Annotated in this window: 7 protein-coding genes and 2 pseudogenes; 6 read left to right on the plus strand and 3 right to left on the minus strand. The window is 72.7% G+C overall.

The window, feature by feature from the left end; translation table 11 throughout:
• The 4 genes and pseudogenes from aspA to M8J73_RS45705 all read left to right on the plus strand — a co-directional run.
• Positions 1–232: pseudogene (gene aspA, locus M8J73_RS41900) on the plus strand (aspartate ammonia-lyase); the annotation flags it as partial.
• A gap of 61 nt (positions 233–293) precedes the next feature.
• Positions 294–1,232, plus strand: a complete 939-nt coding sequence (locus M8J73_RS41905) for a glutaminase (RefSeq protein ID WP_055542257.1) — start codon at positions 294–296, stop codon at positions 1,230–1,232.
• A 220-nt stretch (positions 1,233–1,452) separates the two neighbouring features.
• Positions 1,453–2,841 carry a polyprenol phosphomannose-dependent alpha 1,6 mannosyltransferase MptB gene (mptB, locus tag M8J73_RS41910; protein ID WP_055542258.1) on the plus strand — a complete coding sequence of 463 codons (1,389 nt, stop codon included), beginning with the start codon at positions 1,453–1,455 and terminating at the stop codon, positions 2,839–2,841.
• A complete protein-coding gene (locus M8J73_RS45705) occupies positions 2,838–4,133 on the plus strand; it encodes a glycosyltransferase 87 family protein (RefSeq protein ID WP_372504104.1) in 1,296 nt (431 codons plus the stop codon). The genes mptB and M8J73_RS45705 overlap by 4 nt, the downstream gene beginning before the upstream one ends.
• 185 nt (positions 4,134–4,318) lie before the next feature.
• On the opposite strand, the pseudogene M8J73_RS41920 reads toward M8J73_RS45705, so the two are convergent.
• Positions 4,319–5,164 (minus strand): annotated as a pseudogene (locus M8J73_RS41920) (D-alanyl-D-alanine carboxypeptidase family protein); the annotation flags it as partial.
• 90 nt (positions 5,165–5,254) lie between these two features.
• On the minus strand, positions 5,255–6,397 hold the full coding sequence (rho, locus tag M8J73_RS41925) for a transcription termination factor Rho (protein WP_055542032.1): 1,143 nt from the start codon (positions 6,395–6,397) through the stop codon (positions 5,255–5,257).
• A gap of 366 nt (positions 6,398–6,763) precedes the next feature.
• On the opposite strand from rho, the gene M8J73_RS41930 reads away from it, so the two are divergent.
• A complete protein-coding gene (locus tag M8J73_RS41930; RefSeq protein WP_055542031.1) occupies positions 6,764–8,635 on the plus strand; it encodes a sulfatase-like hydrolase/transferase in 1,872 nt (623 codons plus the stop codon).
• Here the strand turns inward: M8J73_RS41930 and M8J73_RS41935 are convergent.
• Entirely contained in the window at positions 8,608–10,200 is a 1,593-nt protein-coding gene (locus tag M8J73_RS41935; RefSeq protein ID WP_055542030.1) for an alpha-amylase family glycosyl hydrolase, read from the minus strand. The genes M8J73_RS41930 and M8J73_RS41935 overlap by 28 nt on opposite strands.
• Positions 10,201–10,264: 64 nt before the next feature.
• Between M8J73_RS41935 and M8J73_RS41940 the strand changes: the two genes are divergently transcribed.
• On the plus strand, positions 10,265–11,161 hold the full coding sequence (locus tag M8J73_RS41940; RefSeq protein ID WP_055542029.1) for a class I SAM-dependent methyltransferase: 897 nt from the start codon (positions 10,265–10,267) through the stop codon (positions 11,159–11,161).
• Positions 11,162–11,201 lie beyond the last annotated feature (40 nt).

Raw genomic sequence — 11,201 nt, forward strand, 5'->3', positions numbered from 1 at the left:
CACCGCCAACGTCGACGAGCTGCGCGCGGCGGTGGAGAACTCCATCGGCCTGGTCACCGCCCTCAACCCGCACATCGGCTACACGGCGGCCACCGACATCGCCAAGGAGGCCCTCGCCACCGGCCGGGGCGTCGCCGAACTCGTCCAGGAGAAGGGCCTGTTGCCCGCCGAGCGGCTCCAACAGCTGCTGCGGCCCGAGGTCCTCGCGGGCAGCGGAGCCCTTCGCTCCTGACCCCGTGCGAGACCGGCCCTGACCTGGGTCTATGCTCCGGGACCGGTACAAAGGAGGCACAATGGTGATCATGACAACGACGTCGTCCCTCACCTTCCAGCCGGTCCTGGAGCGCATCGCCGAGGAGATCGAGCGGACCCCGGGCCGTGGCCGACCCGCCGACTACATCCCGGCGCTCGCGGCCCGCGATCCGCGGCGCTTCGGCATGGCCGTCGCGGAACTCGACGGCACGGTGTACGGCGTGGGGGACTGGCGGGAGCCGTTCTCCACGCAGTCCATCACCAAGGTCTTCACCCTCGCCCTCGACCTGGCCCGAGAGGGCGACACCCTCTGGGAGCACGTCGGCCGCGAACCGTCCGGCAACCCCTTCAACTCCCTGGTGCAGCTGGAGTACGAGAACGGCATCCCCCGCAACCCGTTCATCAACGCGGGCGCCCTCGTCGTCACCGACCGCCTCCTCAGCCGCACCGGCGACGCGGCCGGCGAACTGCTCGCCTTCCTCCGCGCGGAGAGCGGCAACCCGGAGCTCGACTTCGATCCCGAGATCGCCGCCTCCGAGTCCGCGCACGGCGACCGCAACGCCGCCCTCGGCCACTTCATGGCGTCGTACGGCAACATCGACAACCCCGTACCGATCCTCCTCGACCAGTACTTCCGCCAGTGTTCGCTCACCGCGTCCTGCGCCGACCTCGCCCTCGCCACGACCTTCCTCGCCCGGCACGGCGTCCGCGCCGACGGCACCCGTCTGCTCACCCGCAGCCAGGCCAAGCAGATCAACGCGATCATGCTCACCTGCGGCACGTACGACGCCGCGGGCGACTTCGCGTACCGCGTCGGCCTGCCCGGCAAGAGCGGCGTGGGCGGCGGCATCATCGCCGTCGTCCCGGGCCGCTGCACCCTGTGCGTGTGGAGCCCCGGCCTGGACGAGCGGGGCAACTCGGTCGCGGGCGTCGCGGCCCTGGACCGCTTCACGACACTGACAGGCCTGTCCGTCTTCTGAACGGCCCCAGCACGCCGTCTTCCGGTTCTGAACGGCCCCATGCGCCGTCTTCTGAACCGCCCGATCACGCCGTCCTCCGAGCCACCCGGTTCCGCCGTCCTGCCCACCACCCGCTCACGTACGCGCGAGATCACCCGCCGGTCGCATCGCGGCCCCCGTCCCGCAGACGGGGCGTCGCCTCGACGCCACCCGGCGTTGACACGCTGACCGAGTGTTGGCCATCGCTTTCCCCGTCGATCTCCGCCGCTGCCAGGCCCTGGGCCTGGCCGGTACCGCCTTCCTCGCCCTGGGCGGCGAGACCGCCGGCGCCCTGCCCACACGCGCCCTGCTGTCACCGGCCTCCGGACGCGGCGCGCTCGGCCTGGTCTGCGTGTACTTCGGCGTCGTCCTGCTGATCGCCGCCTGGGCCCTGCTGGGGCAGGTCGTCCGAGGCCCTGAACCCCCCACCCCTCGGGCCCTGCTGGTCGTCCTGCTGGTCTGGGCGGCCCCCCTGCTGCTGGCCCCGCCCCTGTTCAGCCGGGACGTGTACAGCTACCTCGCGCAGGGCGCCATGGTCGACGCCCACATGGACGTCTATGCCCACGGCCCCGCACGGCTCGGCGGCCCCCTCGCCGACGAGGTCGCCCCGGTGTGGCGGCACACGGCCACCCCGTACGGCCCGGTCTTCCTCGCCGTGGCCTCCGCGCTGTCCGCCCTGACGGAGGGGCGGATACCGGAGGGCCTGATCGGCATGCGGATGGTGGCGCTGCTCGGTGTGGCCCTGATGGCGGTGGCATTGCCCCGGCTGGCCCGGCACCACGGCGGCGATCCGGCCGTCGCCCTCTGGCTCGGCGCCCTCAACCCCCTCGTCCTGCTCCATCTGGTGGCCGGCGCGCACAACGACGCCATCATGCTCGGCCTGCTCGGCGTCGGCCTCGTGGCCGCGCGGGGCCGCCGCCACGCACTCGGCGTCGTCCTCGTCACCCTCGCCGCGCTGGTCAAGGCACCCGCCGCGCTCGGCCTGCTCGCGGTGGTCGTGATGCGCAGCCGGACCGGCTGGGTACGGACGACCGTCACGACGCTCGCCGTCGCCGCGGGCACCACCGCGGGCGTGACCGCCCTCACCGGCACGGGATACGGCTGGATCGCCGCCCTGCGCACCCCGGTCTCCCCGCACAACTGGTCGCCCACCACCCTCCTCGGCCGCGCCACCACGAACCTGCTGCGCGGACTCGGCAGCGACCTGGCGCCGTTCGCGCTCCCGGCCTGGCGTGCCGCCGGTCTGGTGGTGACGCTCGCCGTCGTCCTCTTCATCTGGCTCCGTCTGCGACCCGGCCCGGTCCACGCGCTCGGCCTCAGCCTCGCCGCGGTGGCCGTGCTCGGCCCGGCGATACGCCCCTGGTACGCGCTGTGGGGGCTGTTCCTCATCGCGGCGGCGGCCCGGAACACCTCGGCACAGCACAGGCTCGTCGCCGCCACCGGGGTGCTCGCGCTGGCCGTCCTGCCGAGCGGGAACCCGGCGGACACCGAGCAGCTCGCCCTGGCGGTGTGCGGGGGAGTCCTCGCGGTGGTCGTGCTCTGGCAGGCCCACCAGGCGGCCCTGGCACCGGCCCTGGAGCGGACCGCGTGAGCGCCCCCGACGGCCGGCACCGGCTGCTGCCCCGCACCGACCGCGCCCGGGTAGCGCTGGTCCTCGGCCTGGCCCTGGTGGTCACCGTGTTCACCGCGACGGTGCCGCTGCTGCGGGACTGGTTCGACCTGCGCGTCTACCACGGCACCGTCGACACCTGGGTCCACCACGGTGGTCGCGTCTACGACTACCGCGTGCCGGGCACGCCGTACGGCTTCACGTATCCGCCGTTCGCCGCCGTCGCGATGCTCCCCATGGCGTGGGTCGGGCTGCGCACCGCGATCGTGCTGTGCCTGGGACTGGATCTGGTGGCGCTCGCGGTGGTGCTGTTCGTGCTCGCCGGGCCGCGTCCGCGCCGCCACGGCTGGTTCGGCACCTCCCTCGTCCTGTGCGCCCTCGCCCTGTTCGAGCCGTTCCGGGACACCGTCAGCTTCGGCCAGGTCAACCTTCTGCTGCTGGCGCTGGTGCTGGCCGACGCCTGGTTGCTGGCCACCGGCCGGGGGCGGTGGGCGGGTGCGGGGATCGGGCTGGCCGCGGCGGTGAAGCTGACGCCCGCGATCTTCATCGGACTGCTCCTGCTCGCCCGGCGGTGGCGTGCCGCCGGGCTCGCGACGGCCGTCGCCGCGGCCGCCACCGCGGCGGCGGCCTGGGTCGCCCCGGCCCCCTCCCGCTTCTACTGGACCGAGGCGCTGTGGGACACCAGCCGTGTCGGCCGCCTCGACTACGTCTCCAACCAGTCCCTGCAGGGCGTCCTGGCCCGGCTGGTCGCACCCCATGAACCGAGTCGCGCGCTCTGGGCGCTGCTCGTGCTGGCGGTGCTCGGCGTCTGGGCCGTGCGGGCCCGTGCGGCGGTGCGGGCCGGGGACTGGACGGCGGCGTTCGCCGTCACCGGGCTGACCGCGTGCCTGGTCAGCCCGATCACCTGGGTCCACCATCTGGTCTGGCTGCTGCCGTCGTTCGCGGTGCTGCTGAGACACCGGCGGCTGCTGCCTCTGACGGCGGCCCTGTACGGGCTGCTGTGCAGCAGCGTCGTCTGGCTGTGGTTCGACGACGCGTCGGGCGTGGCCGGCTTCGTCGGGTCCAACACCTACGTGTGGATCACGCTGGGTCTGTTGCTGCGGCTGCCCGTCGGTCAGTCACCCGGCCCCCGGCGCCCCCTGAGCCGCAGGAACAGCGACACGGCCGCCGCGCCGACCCCGGCCGAGCCCGCGATCACCCCCGCCTCCGACCAGCCGAGCCCCGCGGCCTGGTCCTTCTCCCGGGCGGGCGGCGGCGACGCGCGGCGGGGCTGAGGGGCGGCCGCCGGACGCGGGGGCAGGAGGGAGCCCACCGGATCGACGTGCCCGGCGGCCCGGAAGCCCCAGTCGAGCAGGGAGCGCGCCTCCTCGTACACGGCGAACCCGACGCCCGACTGGGGGCGCATCACCGTGACGACGAGGGTGCGCCCACCCCGTTCGGCGGCGGCGACCAGGGTGTTGCCCGCGTTGGTGGTGTAGCCGTTCTTGATGCCGATGAGGCCGGGGTAGCGGTCCACCCCGGCGCCGGTCAGCAGCCGGTTGGTGTTCTGGATGCCGTATCCCGAGCGGCCGCTCGCCGGGAACTTCGCCGTGGCGGTGGCGCAGTACGCGGCGAACTCCGCGTTGCGCAGTCCGGCCCGCCCGAACACCGCCAGGTCGAACGCCGACGAGACCTGGCCGCGGGCGTCGTAGCCGTCGGGGGAGACGACGTGGGTGTCGTGTGCGCCCAGGGCGCGGGCCTTGTCCTGCATCTGTGCGGCGGTGGCCCGCCAGCCGCCGTTGAGGGAGGCGAGGACGTGCACGGCGTCGTTGCCCGAGCTGAGGAAGACGCCGCGCCACAGGTCGGCCACGCGGTAGGTGCGGTTCTCCTGGACGCCGACGAGGCTGCTTCCCTCACCGATGCCCGCGAGTTCCTTGCTCTTGACGGTGTGCTTGAGCCCTCCGGGGAGTCTCGGCAGCACGGTCAGCGCGAACAGGGTCTTGAGGGTGCTCGCGGGGGGCAGTTTGCGGTGCGCGTTGTGCGCGGCGAGGACCTCTCCGCTGCGGGCGTCGGCCACCACCCACGCCACGGCGGAGACGTCATCGGGAATCCGGGGCGCCCCGGCCCGCGGTCTCACATGGGTTCCCGACCGGTACAGGGAGGCCGGTTCCTGCGAGGACTTGGCGTCCTGGGCGCCCACCTCGACCGAGCCGCCGACGCCCTCGGGATGCGACGCGATCGCGAGGGCCCCCATCACACAGACGACGGAGCAGCAGACGGCGGCACGGGAGAAGCGAGCAGCGCGAGGTGAAGATCCGATGGTCATACCGCAAACGTAGGAACGGTCGCGCCGCGGATCGGGATGCCAGGGCCGGGAGAGCGGACCGAGCACCCGGATGCCGCACACGCCGTGGGGTCACGCGGCGGGCAGGGTGGGCTGCACCTGCCGCAGGAAGGCCGCGTTGTCCGGGGTGGCGCGCAGCCGCTCCAGGAGGGTTTCCAGGCTCGCCTGTCCCTCGTGCGGGCGCAGGGCCCGCCGCAGTCCGCGTACGGCGGTCAACTCGGCGGGCGTCAGGAGGAGTTCCTCGCGTCGGGTGCCGGAGGGGGTGATGTCGACGGCGGGGAAGACCCGCCGGTCGGCGAGTGCGCGGTCGAGGCGCAGTTCCATGTTGCCGGTGCCCTTGAGTTCCTCGAAGAAGAAGCCGTCGGCGCGGGAGCCGGTGTCCACCAGGGCGGTGGCGAGGATGGTGAGGGAGCCGGCCTCCTCGGTGAGCCGGGCGGCGCCGAAGAGGCGCTTGGGGCCGTGCAGCGCGGCGGCGTCGACACCGCCGCTGAGGGTGCGGCCACCGGCGGCGGCCGCGTTGTTGTGCGCCCGACACAGCCGGGTGAGGGAGTCCAGCAGGATCACGACGTCCTCGCCCTGTTCGACGAGCCGCTTGGCGCGCTCCACGACCAGTTCGGCGAGCGCGATGTGCTGCTTGGGGGACCGGTCGAAGGTGGAGGCGTACACCTCGCCCCGCACGGAACGCCGCATGTCGGTCACCTCCTCGGGGCGCTCGTCGAGCAGCACCACCATCAGGTGGGCCTCGGGGTGGTTGGCGGCGACGGCGGCGGCCAGCTGCTGGAGCAGCACCGTCTTGCCGGTCTTCGGCGGTGCCACGATGAGCCCGCGCTGTCCCTTGCCGACCGGGGCGAGGAGGTCGACGAGACGGCCCGTCAGACCGCTCGCCCGGTGCTCCAGCCGCAGCCGCTCACGGGGATGCAGGGGCGTCAGGTCGTGGAAGTGGGGTCGGCCGCGCAGCTCGTCGGGTGTGCGCCCGTTGATCCGCTCGACCTCGGTGAGGGCGCGTCGGCCCTCGCGGACGCCTTCGACGGTGTCGCCCTTGCGCAGCCCGTACCGGCGGATCAGCGCGGCGGGCACCTGGGTGTCGGAGGCGGTGGGCAGTCCGTTCTCGGCGCGCAGGAACCCCTGCCCGCCCTGCACGGTCTCCAGGACGCCGGTGGCGTGGGTGGGGGACTGCCGATGGGTGGAAGTGTGTTCGAGTGTGGTGGTGGTCATGGGTGTCCTTTCGCGGACTTCCTGGGAGAAACGCATGAGGAGGGGGGAGGGGAAGGCACACACCCGCGGGTACGGCTGAGCCCTGCGCGAGGTGGTGCGGAGAAGCTGACGCCGGTCGGACATCGACGGGCGGTCGGTTCAGCTGAGGAGATCTCAGGAACTGAGAGAGTGGCACCGGCGCCCGAGACCGGGCGATACACACGTGCCAAACGCAGCGTACCACTCCCCGTCACCAAACGTTAGGGATTTCCTTACCGACGGCCTTTGAACTCACCTGAACGGCCCCCCGTACAGGAGGGGGCGGCCCCGCCCACCCGAGTCAGGACCGCCGTCCCACCAGCGGTCTTCGCACGGAAGGAACGTCGGGTGTCGCTCTTCACGCGCTCCGGTCGACTGCCGGACACCGACACGGCCAGGCACACCAACACGGAGGACGACACCGACCCGGCGTCGACCGACACGTCGGCCCCGTCGTCCGACGTGCCATCCGCCTCGACCGACGCTCCCGCCGGACCGACCGACGCGTCCGCCGGAAGTGTCGGCCGGTGGCAGCGGCTCCGGCGGGCCCCGCGTGAGTTCCGGCGGAGGTATCCGGTCGCCGCGCGGAGCATGTCGTGGACGGTCACGGCGCTGGCCGCCGCCCTCGTGCTGTTCGCCCTGCTGATGCCGGGCAGCGTCGAGTACTTCACGGCCCCGCAGTTCCTGCGGATCCCGGTGGAGCCCATCCTCGGCGCCGCCCTGCTGATGGCGCTGCCGCGCCGTCCGCGCCTGGCGCTCGCGGTCCTCATCGGGGCGGGCCTGGCCGCGCTGATCGTCGTGAAGTCCCTGGACATCGGCTTCAACCAATTCCTCGGCCGGGGCTTCAACATCGTCCTCGACTGGGGGCTCCTCGACGACGCCGAGTCATACGTGCAGGACACCCTCGGCCGCTCCGGCGCGCTCGCCGCCGTCGTCGGCCTCGTGACCCTGGTCGTCGCGCTGTTCGGCGTCATGGCGCTGGCCGTGGTCCGGCTCGCGAACCTCCTGGTCGGGCACCGGGAACGGGCCATGCGCGGCACGGTCGTCGCGGGCACCGTGTGGATCACCTGCGCGGCCCTCGGCCTGACGCCTTTTCAGGACACGCCGGTCGCCTCCCGGAACACGATCGGGTTCGTGCAGGACCGCTGGGCCCGCGCGCGGGAGACCCTCGCGGACGAGGCGGCGTTCGCCGAGGTGGCCAAGAAGGACGCCTTCGCCGACGTGCCCGCCGATCGGCTGCTGACCGGGCTGCGCGGCAAGGACGTCATGATCACCTTCATCGAGAGCTACGGCCGCGCCGCGCTTGAGGACCCGGCCATCGCGCCCGGGGTCACGGCGACACTCGACGAGCGGAACGAGGCGCTGCGCAAGGCCGGTTTCGCGGCGCGGAGCGGCTGGCTCACCTCGGCGACCTACGGCGGCAGCAGCTGGCTCGGCCACTCCACCTTCCTGACGGGCCTGTGGATCGACAACCAGAACCGCTACCGCACGGTCACCGCGGGCGAGCGCCTCACCCTGCCCGGCGCCTTCCACAAGTCGGGCGCCTGGCGGACGGTCGGGGTGGTGCCCGGCGTCCAGTACAACTGGCCCGAGGGCGACTTCTACGGCTTCGACAAGGTGTACGACTCCCGCGACCTCGGCTACCGCGGCCCGAAGTTCAGCTGGTCCACCATGCCCGACCAGTACGCCCTGACCGCGTTCGAGCGCCTGGAGGCCGCCAAGCAGGGCGGCAAGCCGCTGATGTCGGAGATCATCCTGACCTCCAGCCACCAGCCGTGGGCGCCCCTGCCGAGGATGGTCGGCTGGGACGAGGTCGGTGACGGCTCCGTCTACCGGGCCGTCGAGAAGGCCGGCAAGGACCCGGCGGATGTCTTCACCGACCCCGTCAAGGTGAAGGAGGAGTACGGCAAGTCCGTCCAGTACTCACTGCGCAGCCTCCTCGAGTACGTCGAGAAGTACGGCGACGAGAACACCGTCCTCGTCTTCCTCGGCGACCACCAGCCCATGGCCAGCGTCAGCGGCAACGGTGCCGACCACGACGTTCCGGTCACCATCGTCGCCCATGACCCGAAGGTCCTCGACCGTATCGACGACTGGGGCTGGTCCGACGGCCTGAAGCCCGGCGACGACGCCCCGGTCTGGCGCATGGACGCCTTCCGCGACCGCTTCCTCACCGCCTACGGCACCGGTGGTCAGCCGCCGAGTTCGAAGATCCCGTAGCCGAAGCCCTGCGCGGTGATCCCGCCGTCGGTGACCTCCACGCCCCGCGCCTCCAGGGGGCGGAGCGTGCCGGCGTCCGGCTTGTACGGGCAACTCGCCTCGTTGCGCTGGGGGTTGACCACGACGAGGTACCGTCCGCCGCGCAGGTACACGAACGGGTAACCCAGGTGCAGCACCTCCATCGCGCCGCCGGGACCCAGGTCGGGGGTGTGGCGGCGGAGGGCGATCAGACGGCGGACGAGGTGGAGCAGGGACGTGTCGTCGGCGCGTTGGGCGGCGACGGTGGGGCGGTCGGGGGACGGGTCGACCGGCAGGTAGAGGCGGTCGGCCGGCGCGGTGGAGAACCCCGCGTTCGGGCTGTCGTCCCACTGCATGGGCGTGCGGGACCCGGCCCGGTTGTAGCGGGGGCCGAGGACGCTGCCCTCCTTGTCGGGCAGGCCGGGCACGTAGCGCATGCCGATCTCGTCGCCGTAGTAGATCGCCGGGAGCGTCGGCCAGGTCAGCTGGAAGGCGAAGGCGGCGGGGAGCTGTTCGGCCGTGCGGGGGCCGCAGTTGAGGCGGGAGAAGTCGTGGTTGGCGGTCGGCAGGGAGATCGTGCCCGAGCCGTCGACGACCGTGGTCGCCTGCTGCCACGCCTCGACGAAGGGGCGGGGTGAGCCCTTGCCGCCGGTGTCGAAGAAGCAGTCGAGGGGGTCCCAGGTGTCGTGGACGGTGCCCTCGCCGTTGCTCCACAGCGAGCGGAGGGCCAGGCCGTCGGTGGGGCCGCCGAAGTGGAGGAAGAAGTCGGCGTGGAAGCCCGCCGGGATCGACACCTCGGGCTCGCCCCACTCGGCCAGGAGCACGGCGTCCGGGTGGGCGGTGTCCAGCCAGTGCCGCAGTTCCCTCCAGACACGGGCGGTCTCGGTCCTGTCGGGGTCGTCCTTCACCAGGGACGCGGCCATGTCGACGCGGAAGCCCGAGACGCCGAGACCCAGCCAGTGGTCCATGATCGTGCGCAGGGCGGCACGGTTGGCGCGTGGGCCGTCGGCGTCGACCGGCAGCCGCCACGGCTCGGCCGGGTCCTCGCGGGCGTAGCCGAAGTTGAGGGCGGGCTGGGAGTCGAAGAAGTTCGGCAGGTACGCGCCAGGCCGGGTGCCGGGGGAGTCGACGAAGCCGTCGGGCCGGCCCTCGGCCGTCCAGATATAACGGTGGTCGTCCGGGTCGTCCGCCGACGCCCGGAACCAGGGGTGATCGACGGAGGTGTGGCCGGCGACCAGGTCCAGCAGGACGCGGATGCCCCTGCGGCGGGCCGCGTCGACGAGCGCCGCCAGGTCGTCGTTGGAGCCGTAGCGGGGGGCGACGTTCAGATAGTCGGCGACGTCGTATCCCGCGTCGCGGAACGGTGAGACGAAGCAGGGGTTCAGCCAGACGGTGTCGACGCCCAGCCAGGACAGATGATCGAGTTTCTCGGTGATGCCGGCGAAGTCCCCGATGCCGTCTCCGTCGGAGTCGGCGAAGGACTGCGGGTAGATCTGGTAGAAGACGGCGTCGGCCAGCCAGGTCGGGGCAGGACGGAACGAAGTCATACCGGTGACCCTAGGCGAGTGCACCCCTCGTCCGCTGCCCCGAGCCAAGGCCTAAGCTGAGCCGATGTTCACCCCGCAAGGCCCCAGCCTCCGCGAACTCGCCGTTCAGGCACTCTCCTCCGTCGAACACGGCTACGACCTGCTCGCCCCGAAGTTCGACCACACCCCGTTCCGTACGCCGGACAGCATCCTCGACGCGGTGGAACGGGCCCTGACCGCGATGGGCCCCTTCGGCCACGGCCTCGATCTGTGCTGTGGCACGGGCGCGGGCATGGAGGTGCTCCGCGAGCTGTGCCGGGAGAGCGCCACCGGCGTCGACATCAGCGCCGGGATGCTGGCGGTGGGCAGGGACCGGCTCTCCGCGGGGGCCGACGACCGCGACCGCCGTGACCGGGACGGGAACGGTGACGGAGACCGCGATCGGGGCGGCGACGGGGGCTGTGATGGGAGCGGCGACGGGGATGGTGACGGGGGCGCCGACGGGGACCACGATCGGGACGGTGCCGCCGCCGGGGCTCCCCGCCTCTCCTGGGTGCGTGGCGACGCCCTCGCGCTGCCCTTCGGGCCCGTCTTCGACCTGGCCGTGAGCTTCGGGGCCTTCGGGCACTTCCTGCCGGAACAGCTGCCGGGCCTGTTCGCACAGGTCCACTCCGTGCTGCGGCCGGGCGGCCGCTTCGCGTTCCCGCTCCCGGCGCCTGCCCCACCCGGATCGCCCTGGTACTGGGCTGCTCTCGGCTTCGACGCGGCGATGCGGGTCCGCAACGCCGTCTGGCGGCCGCCGTTCGTCATGTACTACCGGCCGTTCCGTCTCGGTCTCGTACGGCACGAGCTGGAACGGGCCGGGTTCGACGTCGAGCTGTTCGCCCTGCCCGAGTTCGGGCAGCGCCCCGACGGCAGCCCGCGCTGCCGGATGGTTGTGGCCACCCGCCCGGACGCCCCGGACCTCGGGGCCGGGCGGTAGCGGCTGCGGCGCCCGGTCAGGGGGCTGGATGGTAGCGGCT

The organism is Streptomyces neyagawaensis (genome assembly GCF_023516595.1).
Classification (GTDB): domain Bacteria; phylum Actinomycetota; class Actinomycetes; order Streptomycetales; family Streptomycetaceae; genus Streptomyces; species Streptomyces neyagawaensis.

Coding starts and splice junctions, on each gene's coding strand:
- M8J73_RS41935 (WP_055542030.1), bottom strand. CDS start 10,200: ATGACTTCGTTCCGTCCTGCCCCGACCTGGCTGGCCGACGCCGTCTTC.
- M8J73_RS41940 (WP_055542029.1), top strand. CDS start 10,265: ATGTTCACCCCGCAAGGCCCCAGCCTCCGCGAACTCGCCGTTCAGGCA.
- rho (WP_055542032.1), bottom strand. CDS start 6,397: ATGACCACCACCACACTCGAACACACTTCCACCCATCGGCAGTCCCCC.
- M8J73_RS41905 (WP_055542257.1), top strand. CDS start 294: ATGGTGATCATGACAACGACGTCGTCCCTCACCTTCCAGCCGGTCCTG.